21 protein-coding genes and 1 tRNA gene are annotated in these 16369 nt (G+C 53.1%); 1 reads left to right on the top strand and 21 read right to left on the bottom strand.

The genetic code is table 11. The features are described 5' to 3' along the window. Positions 1–19: 19 nt before the first annotated feature. The 20 genes from fni to RCI_RS14055 all read right to left on the bottom strand — a co-directional run bounded on the left by fni (position 20) and on the right by RCI_RS14055 (position 15043). The gene (gene fni / locus RCI_RS14155) at positions 20–1093 is read right to left on the bottom strand and encodes a type 2 isopentenyl-diphosphate Delta-isomerase (RefSeq protein WP_012037133.1); all 1074 of its coding nucleotides are present in this window, start codon (positions 1091–1093) and stop codon (positions 20–22) included. A gap of 3 nt (positions 1094–1096) precedes the next feature. Beyond that, positions 1097–1864 carry an isopentenyl phosphate kinase gene (locus RCI_RS14150; protein WP_012037132.1) on the bottom strand — a complete coding sequence of 256 codons (768 nt, stop codon included), beginning with the start codon at positions 1862–1864 and terminating at the stop codon, positions 1097–1099. Next, positions 1861–2760: a mevalonate kinase gene (locus RCI_RS14145; protein WP_012037131.1), complete on the bottom strand. Its 900-nt coding sequence runs from the start codon at positions 2758–2760 to the stop codon at positions 1861–1863. Before RCI_RS14145 ends, RCI_RS14150 begins: the two co-directional genes overlap by 4 nt. Before the next feature lie 7 nt (positions 2761–2767). After that, positions 2768–3562, bottom strand: coding sequence for an MEMO1 family protein (locus tag RCI_RS14140; RefSeq protein WP_012037130.1), 795 nt, complete (start codon positions 3560–3562; stop codon positions 2768–2770). A gap of 23 nt (positions 3563–3585) precedes the next feature. Continuing rightward, on the bottom strand, positions 3586–4209 hold the full coding sequence (gene rpsB / locus RCI_RS14135; protein ID WP_012037129.1) for a 30S ribosomal protein S2: 624 nt from the start codon (positions 4207–4209) through the stop codon (positions 3586–3588). Between the two features lie 115 nt (positions 4210–4324). After that, positions 4325–5539: a phosphopyruvate hydratase gene (gene eno / locus RCI_RS14130; RefSeq protein ID WP_012037128.1), complete on the bottom strand. Its 1215-nt coding sequence runs from the start codon at positions 5537–5539 to the stop codon at positions 4325–4327. 67 nt (positions 5540–5606) lie between these two features. After that, positions 5607–5816, bottom strand: coding sequence for a DNA-directed RNA polymerase subunit K (locus RCI_RS14125; protein WP_048199415.1), 210 nt, complete (start codon positions 5814–5816; stop codon positions 5607–5609). A gap of 226 nt (positions 5817–6042) precedes the next feature. Continuing rightward, positions 6043–6120, bottom strand: a tRNA-Pro gene (locus tag RCI_RS14120). A 13-nt stretch (positions 6121–6133) separates the two neighbouring features. Continuing rightward, positions 6134–6349, bottom strand: a complete 216-nt coding sequence (locus RCI_RS14115) for a DNA-directed RNA polymerase subunit N (protein ID WP_012037126.1) — start codon at positions 6347–6349, stop codon at positions 6134–6136. 93 nt (positions 6350–6442) lie between these two features. After that, positions 6443–6853 carry a 30S ribosomal protein S9 gene (locus RCI_RS14110; RefSeq protein ID WP_012037125.1) on the bottom strand — a complete coding sequence of 137 codons (411 nt, stop codon included), beginning with the start codon at positions 6851–6853 and terminating at the stop codon, positions 6443–6445. A 10-nt stretch (positions 6854–6863) separates the two neighbouring features. After that, positions 6864–7283, bottom strand: coding sequence for a 50S ribosomal protein L13 (locus tag RCI_RS14105; protein ID WP_012037124.1), 420 nt, complete (start codon positions 7281–7283; stop codon positions 6864–6866). A gap of 12 nt (positions 7284–7295) precedes the next feature. Further along, positions 7296–7658 carry a 50S ribosomal protein L18e gene (locus RCI_RS14100; protein ID WP_012037123.1) on the bottom strand — a complete coding sequence of 121 codons (363 nt, stop codon included), beginning with the start codon at positions 7656–7658 and terminating at the stop codon, positions 7296–7298. A gap of 288 nt (positions 7659–7946) precedes the next feature. Continuing rightward, a complete protein-coding gene (locus RCI_RS14095) occupies positions 7947–8753 on the bottom strand; it encodes a mechanosensitive ion channel family protein (protein ID WP_012037122.1) in 807 nt (268 codons plus the stop codon). A 23-nt stretch (positions 8754–8776) separates the two neighbouring features. Continuing rightward, positions 8777–9436: a hypothetical protein gene (locus RCI_RS14090; protein ID WP_197535227.1), complete on the bottom strand. Its 660-nt coding sequence runs from the start codon at positions 9434–9436 to the stop codon at positions 8777–8779. 311 nt (positions 9437–9747) lie between these two features. Then, complete coding sequence (locus tag RCI_RS14085) at positions 9748–10500, bottom strand: hypothetical protein (protein WP_012037120.1); 753 nt, start codon at positions 10498–10500, stop codon at positions 9748–9750. Between the two features lie 415 nt (positions 10501–10915). Next, a complete protein-coding gene (locus RCI_RS14080) occupies positions 10916–11377 on the bottom strand; it encodes a hypothetical protein (protein ID WP_048198704.1) in 462 nt (153 codons plus the stop codon). An 866-nt stretch (positions 11378–12243) separates the two neighbouring features. Then, entirely contained in the window at positions 12244–13023 is a 780-nt protein-coding gene (locus RCI_RS14070; protein ID WP_052309998.1) for a hypothetical protein, read from the bottom strand. A 290-nt stretch (positions 13024–13313) separates the two neighbouring features. Next, positions 13314–13691, bottom strand: a complete 378-nt coding sequence (locus tag RCI_RS14065) for a hypothetical protein (protein WP_048198702.1) — start codon at positions 13689–13691, stop codon at positions 13314–13316. 236 nt (positions 13692–13927) lie between these two features. Beyond that, the gene (locus tag RCI_RS14060) at positions 13928–14323 is read right to left on the bottom strand and encodes a hypothetical protein (protein ID WP_012037116.1); all 396 of its coding nucleotides are present in this window, start codon (positions 14321–14323) and stop codon (positions 13928–13930) included. A gap of 324 nt (positions 14324–14647) precedes the next feature. Beyond that, on the bottom strand, positions 14648–15043 hold the full coding sequence (locus tag RCI_RS14055) for a hypothetical protein (protein WP_012037115.1): 396 nt from the start codon (positions 15041–15043) through the stop codon (positions 14648–14650). A 348-nt stretch (positions 15044–15391) separates the two neighbouring features. Between RCI_RS14055 and RCI_RS14050 the strand changes: the two genes are divergently transcribed. Beyond that, positions 15392–15697 (top strand): hypothetical protein, encoded by a 306-nt coding sequence (locus RCI_RS14050; protein WP_012037114.1) that lies wholly within the window; start codon positions 15392–15394, stop codon positions 15695–15697. A 51-nt stretch (positions 15698–15748) separates the two neighbouring features. Here the strand turns inward: RCI_RS14050 and RCI_RS14045 are convergent, their stop codons facing one another. After that, the gene (locus tag RCI_RS14045) at positions 15749–16177 is read right to left on the bottom strand and encodes a 30S ribosomal protein S6e (protein WP_012037113.1); all 429 of its coding nucleotides are present in this window, start codon (positions 16175–16177) and stop codon (positions 15749–15751) included. Positions 16178–16369 lie beyond the last annotated feature (192 nt).

Below are 16369 nucleotides of genomic sequence, written 5' to 3'. Positions count from 1 at the left end.
TCAGTGCATTATAGGCCCGTTATCTCTGGGCATAGCTTGCCCATTTGAAGCCCCTTGCCTCCAGGTACTCACGGGTGTGGCCTGTGATGACTGCCGGGGCTCTCTTTAGCGCTTCTATCGATTGTGCTCCTGTGAGGAACATCGTCGCCCGAAGCTCTTCAATGTATACTTCGAGCACTTCCTGGACCTTGTCAGGACTGTCTCTCGCTGCGGACACAAGCGGCAAGGCGATACCTGCCAGAGATGCGCCGAGAGCGATGGATTTTGCTACCGTGATACCATCCCGGATCCCGCCGGTGGCGATGATAGGCAGCCCAACGTCAGCCTCGATAATGCTTACTGCCGTGGGAATGCCCCAGTCCCAGAACTTGTTGCCAAGGTGTTCGCCGATCCGGTCTTTCTCCATCCGGGCCCGGTACACTTCGACGCCCGCCCAGCTCGTGCCTCCTCTGCCACCTACGTCCAGCGCAGACACTCCCGCTTTGCGGAGTGTATATGCGTCTATGTGGCTGATGCCTGCACCAGTCTCCTTCACGATGACAGGTACCGACAGGCTTGAGGCGACTTCAGCGATCTTTTCCAGGCACCCTTTTGCATTCAGGTCGCCTTCGGGCTGGATAGCTTCCTGCAGGAAATTCAAGTGGATAGCCAGAGCGTCGGCGTCAATCATCTTCACTGCGCGCTCGATTTTTTCCAGGTCGTAGTGGAGGATCTGCGGGGCGCCGATGTTGCCATAGATGAAGGCATTCGGTGCCGCATCCCTGACGACGCGGTAGGATTCTTCCTGGGCGGGGTCTTCAAGGGCAGCGCGCTGGCTGCCTACGCCGATGCCGATTCCAAGCGCTTCTGCAGCTTTTGCGAGATTGGCGTTCACCACAGTAGTTTCCGGGTGTCCTCCGGTCATTGAAGCGATCATGATTGGAGCGCTAAACTTGTGTCCGAGGAACCTGGTCTCAGTGGAGACAGCAGACTTGTCAAGCTCCGGCAGACACCGGTGGATCAGCTCCACGTCGTCGAACCCGCTGCCGTGAGATTCCACTTTTTCATTGACGCAGATGTCAAGGTGCTCTATCTTTCTTTTTGAGGTTCCCATGATTTAGTCTCCGTGAATCAGCGTGCCTTTGCACGTCCCTCGTAAAAACTCTGACACATTGCCCGGCTTCTCCGCGTTAAAGACCAGCGACGGTATGCCTGAGGTGGCCAGATCCATCAGCTCTGTTATTTTACCGTACATACCTCCGGTGACGTCGACGCCTCCGGAACCCGACAGAGCTTCTTTCACAATATCGATGTTCGAGGGAGATATATCGTCTATAATCTTAAAGTCCTTTGCATAGACCCCGTCGACGTTGGTGCCAATGCCCACTTTTTTGGCATTGAGAGATTTTGCCAGAGCGGCAATAATCTGGTCGCCGGAGAGGATATCGACGCCCCTCGTGCGGTCTAAAGCAACGTCTCCGTGGAGGACCGGGACTATGCCCCGGGCAAGCATCTCGATGATCGGTTCAGTGCATATGTGATCTATACGGCCGTCCCGGAGCACGCAGACGGAGAGCGGGTGGACAGGTAGCGCGTATACGCCGTGGTTATAGAGCTGATCGATGATCATCCCGTTCAAGGTCTTGACCGCGTGGTGTGTCGGCCACATGCCCCGGATACTGGTCTCGTTGAGGCCGGCCTTGAGCCCGAACTCTTTAGCCTGATGGTGGCCGAACGAGCCTGCACCGTGGATGAGTACAAGCCGGGAGTTCAGGCCCTGGCTGATCTCCTCAGCAATCCGAGAGATGTGCTCCACCCGGGCGGTAGAGCTCCTGTTCTTGTCCGTGAGGACGCTGCCGCCGATTTTGAGCACTATAACGCTCATTCCTTTCGCACTCCTTCAGCCGTGGGCTTCGTGATAAAGCTGTCTCCGCACGACTTGCCGATCGCCGTAGCGATCTCTTTACACCGATCGGGCTCGCAGAGAGCTACCATGCAGCCTCCGCCACCGGCACCGGTGATCTTCGCACCATACGCGCCACACGACCGGGCAGCATTCACCTGGAGCGAGAGCTCGGGAATGCTTACACCGATAGCATCGAGCAAACCCTGATTAACGTTCATCAGCTCGCCGATGGAAACGTAGTCGTTTTTGGCGACCAGTTCCTCGCCCCGGGTTGACATATTGCCGATGCAATCCATGATACCGTCGATAATCTCGGGATAGCGCTCTTTGAGCGTCCTGACACGGGAGACCATGCGAGATGTGGACTTGGATATGCCCGTATAGCCTACGACTACGCCACACGTGATGGGCGGCAATTTTTTCTTGTCCGGCACGATGACCGTTCCACCCATTGTCGATACAAAGGTATCTGTCGGGCTGGCGGCCCCCTGGACTTCCAGCTCAGTCTGATGACCCATCGCAGCGATCTCGTCAAGGCTCAGGTTTGTCTGGTACTCGTCATTCAAAGCCGCAATTGTGGCGATCGTGACTGCTGCAGAGGAACCAAGGCCCGATGCGACAGGTATCTTAGATGAAACACTGATGTTGATCCCATCGACGGCAGCGCACTGCTGGAACTTTTTCAAAGCCACTCTGATATACGGGTTTTTATCAGGCTCATCCTTGAAGGCGGACTGGATACGGATCCCCTGTCGGGAGGAGGTAATCTCGACCGTCGTCCGAAGGTCGATAGCGCATGCTATCGCCCGCTTTCCGTAGACGACTGCATGCTCGCCGAACAAAAAGACCTTACCGGGGGCAGAATACTTGACCATAACACCCTTAAACTATTATCATTCCCGCGTAGCCGACTACCTGGCTATCGCCTGTAACGTCGCCACTGGTTGCGTATCGGACCAGTTGGGCCTTACTGGCACCACGAGCGCCGCAGACCATCATCGTGGTCGCTATAGGCCCGTAGCCGCAGGCAGTTGCATTTAAGCGGTACAGATCATCATAGAAGGTAGGGACGTCGAGCTTTTCAATGTCCTTGATCAAGGTCATGTCCTTCTTTTTAGCCACCGATATGTGCTCGTAGTGGGTAAAGTCGCTGGATGCCACAAGGACTACCTGCCCGTCATATTTTTCCAGCGCGGTGATTAGTTCTGTGGCTACTTCCCTGACTGAATCGTAGTCCTGCATGCCGAGACATATCGGTACGATTCTGAAATCCTTGAAGAAGTACTGCAGGAAAGGTATCTGCACTTCGATGGAATGCTCGCTCTGGTGTGCGATTTCATCACGATCGATAATACCATCCAGCAGCCTGACGAAATCCTGATCAACCTCTACTTTGCCGAGGGGAGTTTCCCACGGCTGGGTTGAAACGGCAACAGGGGATCCTACGCCGTAGTGGCTGGGACCCAGCAACACAAAAGTAGGAGCGCCCTCGATGGACGAGTAGACGTCAGCTGCCACACCACCCGAGTAGACGTAGCCGGCATGAGGCACGACGATGCCGCAGGCTTTGATCTTGTCCCGGGGTTCCGAAGTACCGGGGGCGAGCCTCGCGATGAGGCTGCGCACCTCCGTTTCGGAGCCGGGGTAGAACTGTCCTGCAACAGCCGGCCTTCTCATAATGATCTATGCGATCTCCGGGTTTAAATCTCCGACTCGAAATCGTTGACGGTGTAGCTGAAGCCCTGTTCGTTCCTTTCCCTGGAGACTTCCCGGGCGAGCAGCCAGTAGACCAGCGCCAGTGCCTTGCGGCCCTTGTTGTTGGTCGGGATGACTAAGTCGATGTTCGAGGTCATGTTGTTGGTGTCGCACATGGCTACGACTGGCACGCCGATGCTGATAGCCTCGGTAACTGCCTGTGCGTCGCCGATCGGGTCGGTAACGACTACTACGTCGGGCTCTGCGAAGAACATGTATACCGGGTTGGTCAGGGTGCCGGGGATGAACCTGCCGACGATGTGCCTGGCGCCGATGGCCCTGGCGAACATCTCAGCGGGATGCTGACCATACTGCCTGGCGCATACGACTAAAACGTTGGCCGGGTCATACCTGGACAGGAACTTGGCAGCGGCGCGGATGCGCTCGTCGGTGCTCTGGACGTCGAGGACGTACAGGCCGTCGCTCCTGACCCTGTATATGAACTTCTTCATGTCCTCAGTCTTTTGCTGCGTACCGATGTGTACACCTGCAGCAAGGTACTCATCCATCGGTATCAATGACTGGTAATTCTCATCTCTAATCTCTCTGACATTTTCTGTTTCTGCCATTTTTTGACAACTCCTTTATTAGTATTATCATTGTTTATGATAGTAAAACGGAAAGTCCCGGGCGGGACTTTCACGGTAAGCCTGTCGACTTTTTTACCACTTTACTACTAAAGCCTTATAAGGGGCTTTCAGTCATTCTGTCGTTTCCTATTTCCTCTCCGATGCGGATCAGCTCGTTTAATTTTGCGATCCTTTCTCCGCCTACTACGCCGGTCTTGATCAGCTCGCAGCCGAAAGCGACTGCAAGGTGAGCGATCGTATTGTCGGTGGTCTCTCCGCTTCTGTGGGACATGACTGTGGAATAACCGTACTGCCTGCCCAGCCGGATGGCATTATAGGTATCGGTCACCGTGCCGATCTGATTCGGCTTGATGAGGATTGCATTACCGGACAGGTTCTCGATGCCCTTCTCGATGCGGGACACGTTTGTCACGAACAGGTCGTCGCCACAGATAAGGCACCTGTCGCCGACCATTTCGGTGAGCCTCGCAAAGCCTTCGTAGTCGTTCTCCTGTAAAGCATCTTCTACGTAGTACAGGTTGTACTCGTCAATAAGGCCTGCAATATAGTCTATCTGTTGCTCGGTCGTGCGCTTCGTGTCCTTGTAGACGTAGTTGTTGCCGTCCCAGAGTTCTGTAGCGGCTACGTCAAGTCCGAACCGGATCTCAAACCCAAGCTCGCCCGAGACTTCGTCTACTGCCTTACTAACGATCTCGAAAGCCTTCGAGTCCTTGATCTGGGGTGCCCAGCCGCCTTCATCGCCTTTGTGGCAGATGATGCCCGCTTCGGTCAGCAGCTTCTTCACCCGCTTGTGGACAAGTGTATTGGCATAGACCGCCTGGTCGATGTTTGGCGCTCCGATCGGCGTGACAAGGAATTCCTGGATGTCCGTCGCCCCTTTTGCATGTGCGCCTCCGCCGAGCACATTACCCAGAGGGTAAGGCATCGTCGGGAATGCTCCGCCGAGGTAGCGGTACAGCGGCATTTTGAACGAGGCTGCGGCTGCTTTGGCAGTAGCCATGGAGAGCGCTACAGACAGGTTGCCGCCAATGTTGCTGAAGTTATCCGTGCCGTCAATTTCGTGGAGCAGTCTGTCGATTTCCTCCTGGTCGGCCGCGTATTCTCCGATCAGCTGGTCGATGACTTCTGACTCGAGCTTGGCGATCGCATCGTCTACCGGGATAGCGACAGCCTCATAAGAACCAGTAGAAGCCCCGGCAGGCGCTGCAGCCACACCATAGTTGCCGTCATCCGTGTAGACTTCGACTTCGATAGTAGGGTTGCCCCTGCTGTCGAAGATTTTCCTTGCCAGAATTTCGTCGATGATCAAATTTCATACCTCCCATTAAAATAATATTCCTAGAATATTATACACATGCACGGAATAGAAAAAGGTATCAGGACGACGTAGCGACCTCACGCCTTGCCGACTTATTGATTTTCCGGACTGTGATTGGCACAAGACCCTGTTCCAGCTCTAAAAGAGCAACTTCTATCGGCTCGACAGTCTTCGGGTTCTTCGCGAGGACTGGAGCACCCATGGATATTTGCAGCGCTCTGGCGCCGATGATCCTGGCACGCTCATAGCGTGTATAACGATCTTTAATTTCTTTACTGGTTGATTTGAGTTCCAATAAGACACCCCCTGGTGAATAATGGTGCACAGTGAAACTTAGTTTGCACTAAAAAACAGTGTACACTAAAAATGTGATCTGATGTATGTGTACAATAAACATTAGACATACGATGATTAAATCTGCCCTGGATTTGCCCCGGGAATCCCCCCGAGTGGTTCAGACACAATGCTTTACAGGCATTGCGTATAAAGATGGTTGGTGGGATCGCTGAGATTTGAACTCAGGTTTCCGCGTCCCGAACGCGAAAGGATGGACCAGGCTACCCCACGATCCCAACGCATCTTTATTTACTGGTACGGTGCCAGCACATCGACGAGCTCAACGTGCGAAAGCAGCATGCGTCTGCAGCAATACCGCTCTACGCCCAGATCGTCGAGGATGTCGCCGACCTTCAGTACTTCGCCGTGCTGCAGGTTCATTTTTCTCTCCTCAACGCGGGCCTTGTATTCTTCCCACACTTCGGAGATGACCTTGCCACAGGTGAAACATCTGACGGGTATCATTTGATGATTGTCTCCATAGTATATTGGGGGTTATCCCCCAATAATTATACTGAGAGTTCTCCCAGTATTTCCCCCGGGGTTTCCCCCAGGAGCTTAACGGTACGACTTCTGGAACTTGGCTCTTGCGCCAGATCCGCCGTAGTTCTTCGGCAGCTTCTGCCTGACGTCGTTGACAAGCAGGTTCCTGTCGTGCGCGAGGAATGCGTCGCGAAGTGCGACATCGTTGGTCCAGTTGACGAGGCCCCTTGCGATGGCGCAACGAGCAGCCTCTGCCTGGCCCATGTAGCCTCCGCCGCGTATCTCGACGTTGATATCGAGGGACTTGGCAATCTCGGAGCCTGCGATGATCAGAGGCTCGGAGATCTTGAGCCGGACGAGCTCGTTCTCCAGTGCATCTAAGGGGACCTTGTTGATCCTGATGACACCGGTGCCCTTCCGGACCGTGGCGCGGGCGATTGCGGTCTTGCGCTTGCCGCTCGTGGTTAAAACTTTCTTCTCGGCCATGTGATCACCTTTAGAACTTTGCTCCCAGCAGCTTGGATACCTCGCCGAGCGGCATGTACTTGAATGAGCTCAGGCGGTTGTAGCTTGCCTGTTCCAGGGTTACGGCGGGCTGGCCTGCGAACTCCGACGGAGTTCCGATGTAGACCTGCAGCCTTGCCATTGCATCCTTGCCACGCTGCGTCTTGTACGGCAGCATGCCCCTGACGGTCCTTCTGAGGATCTGATCAGGGCGCTTGGGGAAGTACGGGCCCTTTTCGGTCGTGCCACGCACGTAGGTCTGCCGGTACTCTGTGATGTTGTTGAGCCTGGAACCGGATAAGATCGCCTTTTCGGCGTTGATGATAATGATCTCATCGCCCTCGAGTAGTTTCCTGGCAACCAGACTGGCTAGCCTGCCGACGATAAGTCCATCTGCATTGATTAAAACCATGTCTTTGCCTCCTTACTTGAGTATGCGGACTCCCTTGCCCGTGGGATTCGTCTTCATGAGCTGCTCGATGGTCATGCACTTGCCTTTCGCTTCGTCGATGAGGACCTCTGCGGTCAGGCTGAAGTTCAGTGCAGCCACAGTCACGGGGTGATTCAGGTTACCAGTGCCCAGGACCTTGCCGGGGACAATGATAGTCTCGTTCTCCTTAGTGTACCTGTTGATCTTGCTAAGGTTGATCTCCGCATAGTGTCTTGCCGGCTTCTCCATCCTCTCTGCAATGTCCCTCCAGATACCTACGTTCTGTTCCCGGGACTTCGCCTTGAGGTCGGCGATAAGCTGTAACACTCTCGGGTTGGATTTCTTGATGCGCTTCATTGGTAGTTCCTCCGTAAGGCCTGCCGGTTAAGAACCGTCGGCCCGACTCACACGATTGCCGTGTTCGGACGTAAGTCCATTCGCCAGATAAGACAGAGCTTATCCTACGGTATTAGTCATCGTTGTGACGATGCGAATCTCTTAATGCCATTCGAGCATATGAAGTTTTCGGTGCTTAAAAGATTTCTATGCCGTTCACTACGTATAAAATATATACGAACAGATGTTTCTCGTAATACTACTTCTCTTTAACGCACATTTATTCTGCCGCGCAAGCGTATCTTCCGCTCATATACCAGCTTTATCACTTGTGGGCAGGAACTGCCCGATGATGTCGACGATCCGGGACCGGGCACCGTCGGAGACCCTGGGGTCCGATATCCAGAAATGGAGCTCGTAGTCCACGTTGTCCTTACTGATGCCCATCTTGTAGAGGGTTTCGCCCTTTCCTGAGGAAAAGCCGGGTATGGACGACGCCTCTGACCGGAGCCTGTCGATTAACCCGGACATATCGACGTTCCGGGGCATGGTAAAAGGTAGTTTTACCAGGTACTGCCGGGTCCGGGTATAATTCGTGATGGGCGTGGTCAGGTACGTGGAGTTTGGTATCGTGATCACCAGCCCATTCAGGCCCCTCATTGTCGTCGACCTGAAGCTGATGCCCTCCACGACACCGGTATTTTCCCCGACCTTAATCACGTCGTCTATCTCGAACGGCTTCTCGATGTATACGATTGTGCCGCCCAGCAGATTTGATATGACGAGTTGCGACCCCAGGACGATCACGGCGCTGATCAGCCCCAGGCTCACGATAAGCGAGTACAGATGGATGTCGAAGACTGCCAGGATATTGACGATGGCGAGTATGAGAGTCCCATAGGTAACTACAGTATTAAGAAACCGTAGCAGCTTAGGCGGCAGCTTATAGTCCCGGGCAATCTGGGCCAGGGCGATCTTCAGGAAGTTGATGACTACTAACGCTATGATGAGGATGGCAATGGCCAGCAGGATCTTGTTCCAGTTACTGTAGAAGAACTCGACGAGATTGAGAGCTGCCTGAGTAGTTGCGTCCGCCGGGCTTGTGGACTGGAACATCAGTGGTCTCCCCGCCCCCCATACTATGCGGTGCCAAAATAAAACGGCATTCCAAGCCCGCCGTTGGCCATGCTGGTGCTGCCAAACACACCCACGCTGCCATAGCCGAGCCCCAGCCCTAGCGGGGAATAGAATCCTCCCAGATCCAGGGTATCGCTCTCAGTGGTGAGCTGGAACTTGATGCTTTCGGCGTACTTGATGCTCGCCCTGTTGCTGGACACCGTCGGGGAGCTGAGACCCATAGAGCCCACGCCTATGCCGGGAAAGGCGATGAACGCATTATCAAGATCGGCTTCGTATGCCATGTCTTTGGCGAATGCAGCAGTAGCCGCGTCGTGGCTCGCCGTCGGGTAGCCGAAATTCACGCCCAGCGAGATCCCGTTATAATAAGGGCTTACGAAGCCGTTTACTGAAGTGGGATCAGCTCCAGACGATATCGAGCTGGATATGATACCATATCGGGACATGACGTCAGAAACATCGAGACCGTCGTTAGTATAAGTATAACTCTCGCCAGGGATGCCTGCTGCGCCGGTACCCCCGACGCCCATGGTCATCGGAAACCCGTACATATTCACGTTAGCGAAACTGCTCGCGGAGGCCTGAGGAAACGTGGCCGTCAGCAAGAGCAGAGCACAGACAACGAATGACGTATACCTGAGCATGCAACACCCGTCCAACATCAAGAGAAGGTATGCACCGTCGAATAAATATATTATCAGCCGAAGTAACGATAACAAGCGTCAGAATTAGAAAAAAAGGCATAAATAACCAAACTAACTATAAATAGCCCGTTTTACGGTTTTTTACTGATGGAATAATACACAGGCGTCAAGACAGCACATTTAGTAGCCCATGCCAATCATTAGAAACCGTTGTAAAAAGGAGGGTAAAAGATTCCCCAAAAGGAAGACTGAAACGAACTGGAGAGAGTCTCCAGCCCGTCAATCATCCGTTGACTGATTCCCAACCTATGCGTATATTTTCTGCTGGCTTAAGTGGTTGATGCCGGAGCTGCCGTCGTGGTTGCAGGCATGCTGGTAGCCATGGACGGGGCAGTGGCCAGCGGGCGGTTCATACCCAGGCCGAACTGGCTGGTGCCCAGGCCGGTGCCCAGGCTGGTTCCGAGGCCGAATCCGCTGAGACCGCCTGCACCGAGGCCGTAGCCGAGTCCAGTGCCCAGGCCGGCAGTACCGATGCCTGCACCGATACCGGGAGCGCAGGGGTTAGCTGCGGCAGCCGGTGCACAGGGTGCTGCAGCAGGGATAGCTGCTCCACAGGCACTGCCGAGCGGAACGGTGGTCACCTGCGGGATCATCGAGGTCACGGGCACTGTGGTCGGAACGGGTACAGTGCACGGGACAGTGGTCGAGGTAACTGCCGGAGTAACTACCGGGACAGGGATAGTCTCAGGGACTATAACTGCCTTGGGAACAGTCACAGGCGCGAAGCTCGTGACAGGGACCGTAATGGGTACCTGCTGAGGAACGGTAGCCGGGACTGTTACCGGGATCTGGGACGTGACAGGAATGTTGCAGTAGATCTGTGCAATGCAATCCTGCGGGGGCCCGTATGCCACTGGTGCACCGCAGGGTCCGCATGCTCCTCCCAGACCGATAGGTGCTCCTAATCCTGCTCCAATACCACAAGCGCCGCCGAGCCCGAACTGAGCAAAAGCGGGTGTCGTAACCAGCAATGCAGCGAGAGCTACAATTGCTGCTACTGTAATTTTACTTGCCATTTTCATAACTACACCTCCGAAACTGCAATGTTATGTCTAACTATACAAAATAAATATATTATTATTTAAAAATACGAAATGTAACCGTTCTGAAGTATTTTAACGCATTCTGGGTAATATTTAGAGCTAATTGTTAAAATAAAAGACAATAATAAGCAACGAGTTACAATAAGACCGAAAATAGGCTTGATTTGCAATACAGAGGTCAAATACACGGCGGGTATCGGAGTGAATGGCTATTCTATCCCACAGGCGATACGAAAACTATAGAAAAATGGATGAAAAAGACGTGGCGCTGCAATAGGGGCGAAACGCAGGCATATCTACAATACTATAGAAATAGAGCAGTGTCAACGGCAAGCTCATATAATATATTATCGAGTGCTCTGAGCAGAAAAATAAAAAAATACGTATGGCAGGCCTAAAATACCGGGAAGCCAGTAAAAGGCAGGGCCACCTGCGTATTCTCGAAGTGGTTATTGTTGGCTATGACGTTGTTGAACTTCGTGCTGGTAAGGCTCTGCTCTGCCAGTGGCACACCGAATGCCGAGCCATCGAAAGCCGCGCCATGCGTTTCATCCATACTCAGGCCGAGGACATACCCGACATCGCCTGCAGTAACAGCCCCGACGCCACCATAGCCATAGGGGTAGCCCGCCATAGAGGCGAGATCGTAGTTTACTCCCCAGGTGACTCCGAGGTCCATGTCGGCAATGCCAAGGGCTGTGCCGGCAGCGCCCACGCGCTTGCCAATGTTAAAATTAATAGTATCGCCGATTTGCTTGTTCAAGGTGATCCCGGTGCCGATGAACGCCCCTGCAGGCACGGCGCATGCAGCAAGAGCTACAGCCAGCAGCAAGATCATTACGCCCGTCTTATCCATAACTACCCTCCTCAATAGTATGTACGAATTTATTAAATCATAATAAATATATTTGTAGCTTATCGAGCGAATAAAGCCGCCTGCGGCGGCAATATTAGTATATGATAAAGAGAGACAGGCCATACTTCTGCACCGGACCAGCGATTGCTGCTCAGGATACGCAGCGTATTAAAAGACGACGTGACGGACAGTGATCTGCGGATAATGATCTGCGAGTAGCGACCCCATGAGAAACGAGCGATAATACAATAGAACTCGACTTCCCATTTCCAGAGCACTTCGTTTAAGGAAATGGGAAGTAAGCGCCGTTAAGCGCTTACCATCCAATCTTCCCTCATCTTCTCGTGTGACATAGGTCTGAGTTGCTAGGTGGTCGGCTTACCACCACCAGCCGCCCCAGGCCGGCCAGCCCCAGCTCAGGCCCCAAGTGGGCCACCATGTGCCGAGACCCCAGCCGCCCCAGCCCCAGCCACCCCAGCCCCAGCCGCCCCACCAGGCGGCAGCGGGCAGAGCGAATACCAGAGCGGCCAGCACGAGAAGAACGAATATGGCTAACTTTTTCATCTCCACATCATTCCCTCCTGCAAAATGAATCTTCGTAAGTGGTAATAAATAATTTAGGATAGGAAATTATCGAAAATCGTGCTTATTCCAGAATGATTCCATAAAATGCGAGATATGAGGCCATTTTGAAAGGAAAAGAGGCATTATATCCAATTGATGACAATTTTAAACGATAATTTCCGGATATTGTCCGGTAAAAGATTTTTCCGTCAGTACAGCAATCTGGCTAAAAAAGTCTTCGAGGGATCACTTGATCCCCGACCCGGAGGGCCGGGACTTGAGTGACCCCTGAATACTCCTGCTCAGCACAGGGTCGGGGCCGGGATCAGCGAAGCGGCGATGCCACCGAGCGTGAACGGGAACCCGAAGCCATGAGCCCCGAAGAACAGCGGAGCACTCTTGACGCAGCCACCGAGACCGAACATCCACGGAGTCACACCAAAGCCAGGCCCGACACAGCCACCCGGAGAGCCCAGGATAAAGGGCAGACCCTGACAGACTGCCGCTGCAGGCAGGCACGCGGGAATCGCGGGTACAGGTGGTGCACATACCGGCGGAATCAGCGAAGCGGCGATGCCACCGAGCGTGAACGGGAACCCGAAGCCATGAGCCCCGAAGAACAGCGGAGCACTCTTGACGCAGCCACCGAGACCGAACATCCACGGAGTCACACCAAAGCCAGGCCCGACACAGCCACCCGGAGAGCCCAGGATAAAGGGCAGACCCTGGAAGCAAGCGCCACCAAGGAAGCACGGGCTGAAGAACGACCCGGCTCCGAAGCACGGGCTAAACTGGCCCCAGTTCAGGCCGAACGGACCAAAGCCGGCACCAAGTACCCAGTTGAACGGGAACGCACCTATTCCAAACCGGGAGAAGCCCCAGTTGAACGGGAATCCGAAGCCGCCGAACGCACCGAATCCAGCCGCTGTGGCGGTACTGGCAACGGAGGAGGTCAGCGACGACGCTGCGGTTGTCGCAGCGGTAGCGGATCCAATACCGATCTGAGCAGATGCCGGCATGTTGAACGCGATGAGGACAACAGCCAGCATCGATAATACGGCAAATTTCTTTATCGAACTCATACAATCCCCCCTACTTGACATTGATTAAGTAAAGGAAACGATAATAAATATATTATTATGTGTTATAACGAAATCGAACCGCTTTCAAATCTATTATAACAGCCTCAGGACGAAATAGCCAGATATGTCATGCCGGGTAACACGTGACAGGAACGACACATTGCCCGGAGCAGAGGTGTAGCACTGAGGTGTAACAGAGGCACATATGAAAAATAAGTAAAAGGAGAGGTGTACGCTGCCGGATCGCAGCGCATGCCGGCCTGCCGTGGCCAGACTACAGCGCACCCCACTTACAGGAATCCCATAGACGGTACCGGAGAGCCGCCGATGCTCAGGTACGGGTATGCGAAGGCCATGAATTGCTTTTCCTGCATGAACTTGTTGCTCATCAGGAAATCATCCCTGGCCCCGGACTGGGTGATAGTCGGGAAAGCAGACCCGAAGAGGCTGCCGGTGTCGCAGAAAGAGCCTCCGGACGTCGGGAAGGAAACTGCTGCAGACTGACTTTCCGAGGACTCGGCAAGGTTGTTTTCAAAGGCGGTCAGCGTGTGATCCTGCACCAGCGTTGGGAAGCCCCAGGACATCGGGACAAGAGACGCACTTGCCGGAATGGATATGAGAATGGCGGCCAGCGCCAGCAAAACTACGGTAAAGAGTTTTCTAACCATTATACTACCCTCCTCAATGATTGTTTCTATGTTATATGGGCTTGAATTAATATATTGGTCCATAATAAAACGAATATTCTCATAGTGAGGCAGGTTAAATACGCCTATAGAATCGGCCAGTCAGGACCTGTCGAAACCATGATATGTCAAAGTCAAGAACAGCCGAAGTCAGGGCCTGTCTATAAGCAGAAATAAAAATTTAAAGGAAGGAGGCGTGTAGCCCCCCTTCAAACTATTTAGAAGCCGAAGCCGAAGCCCGGGATTGCAACGCCGCCGACACCGACGAACGGATAGGAGAATGCAGCGTTCTCAGTGGTCTGCGCAAAGTCGCAGTGAGTCAGCACCTGGGTCTGAGCTACAGTCTGAGCGATCGTCGGGAAACCAAGCGTGAAGCCAGGAGTTACAGGGCATCCGTCGAGCAGGGGCGTGCCAGTGTTAGCGAACGAAAGGGCGAAAGCCTCAGTGTCCGTAGCAGCTGCCGTATCCCTGTTAAATGCCGTTGTAGTACCGCTCTGCACAATCGTCGGGAAACCAAAAGCAGTTCCGACCAGGTTCGCACCGGCAGGCACAATCAGAGATGCGACGACCACTGCCAGTACAAAGAGTATTCCGTACTTAATCACCTTACTCATATACTACCCTCCTCAATTATTAAAAGTAGATTGGCAATCGTCAATTAATATATTGTCAAATATAAAAACGAATCTTACAGGTTTCAAGGCGATAAAAGGCAGGTAGAGCCCGGCATAGGAATATATATGGTCGGAGTACAGGTGCGATGGATGAGAGAGAGGAAAAGATGCCTGATATACAATAGCGTTGTCAAGGGCAGGGCATATCACCGGGAAGGACCCAGGGTGAGTATTACCCGGTTTCGTTTCTTAAGAGAAGCAAGGCAGGAGAAGTAATGTTAAAAAATTGAAAAGTAGGAGGCGTGTAGCCCCCAGTCATCTGGTTTAGAAGCCGAAGCCGAAGCCCGGGATTGCAACGCCGCCGACACCGACGAACGGATAGGAGAATGCAGCGTTCTCAGTGGTCTGCGCAAAGTCGCAGTGAGTCAGCACCTGGGTCTGAGCTACAGTCTGAGCGATCGTCGGGAAACCAAGCGTGAAGCCAGGAGTTACAGGGCATCCGTCGAGCAGGGGCGTGCCAGTGTTAGCGAACGAAAGGGCGAAAGCCTCAGTGTCCGTAGCAGCTGCCGTATCCCTGTTAAATGCCGTTGTAGTACCGCTCTGCACAATCGTCGGGAAACCAAAAGCAGTTCCGACCAGGTTCGCACCGGCAGGCACAATCAGAGATGCGACGACAACTGCCAGTACAAAGAGTATTCCGTATTTCAGTATGTTACTCATTTACTACCCTCCTCAATAAGCAAATCAATGTTATTGATATATAATTAAATATATTATCAGTGTTTGCGGTGAATAATTCCTGCAAATGATCGCTAATAAGCAGCAACAGATACCGCTCAAATTGATCTCGTTCGAAACATAAATCACAGAGTTCCGGAAAGATTACACGATACGGATACACCGGCACAATTGTGAAAAAAACCACACTCCCCTCGTCCGACATCAGTACATATTCAGCGGATATTTGAAACTGCCCGGGATACCGGGCAGTCCATTTATTCAAATTAGAGACAGAGGTTAGATAACAGGCAAAGTGAAAACCATCAGTGTTATCAGAGGTGGGTTCGGATGAAGCTAAGCGACGAGGAGCTTGTCAGGCTTGTACTGGATGACGAAGATTTTAAAAACGCCGCCAGTATCAACGAAGTCAAAGGAGTTGTCCGCAGGGTTCTCAGAAAACGGCTGATCGATATGCACATAAACGATAGTTCAGAGGTCAGCGTGCGCCAGTGCATGGTCAACAGGCACCTCGAATGGATCACGCTTAAGATTCTGCTGGACGTCGACGGCATACTGGTGATACCAGACCATCTGGACGACCTGGAATACTTCAAAATGGCGCGGGAACAGAAGTACCAGAATAATTCAGGCTGAGTAACAGAGACAATAAAAGTAGAAAGATGGAGCCATCGCTCCAGATCCAGCTTATTTCTTAGCAGGAGCCCTGCCGCCGGCAGCGCCTTCCTTCTTTTCCTTCTTCGGGGCCAGCTCGTCGAGAGGCTTCTCGCCGTAAGCCGCCACAGTGGCGTTGACCTGCACAATCTCAGCGCTGATCTCGTCGCCGCGGAGCAGTTTTCTCCTCCTCATGCCGTTTTCTGTCGGGTGGTAGCCGATGCCGCCCGAAACGAGCACCCTTCTGCGGACCTGGCCGGGGATATCGCCCCTCATAGGAATGCCATCCTTGTCAGAGCCGCCGGTGATGATCAGCTTGTATCCGGGAAGGCCGGCGGTCTCGCCGTCGATCTCGGAACCGATAGGCTTGCCGATGAACTTGTTGACCCTGGGGCCGGTGACATCCACGTTGTAGGCCTTGCCGGTCTTGGGGTCGGAAACTACTAGCTTGAAATCTGCCATCTTATATCTCCTTCTTCTTTCTTAGATACAAATAAAGTATTTATAAGTTTTACTTGTGACCACACAATCGTAATCCGCCTATGAACCTATCAGAGTTCGCCCGAATTCCTGGAATCCGGATATCCTGCGGACGAGAGTCGGCATGAAATTCAGGCGTCCGGCGTATATAAATATTGCGGTAAAGCGCCCGCA

The organism is Methanocella arvoryzae MRE50, from assembly GCF_000063445.1.
Taxonomy (GTDB): Archaea; Halobacteriota; Methanocellia; order Methanocellales; family Methanocellaceae; genus Methanocella_A; species Methanocella_A arvoryzae.
Note: the sequence above shows the minus strand (reverse complement) of the source record. Positions and strands in the feature narration are given on the sequence as shown.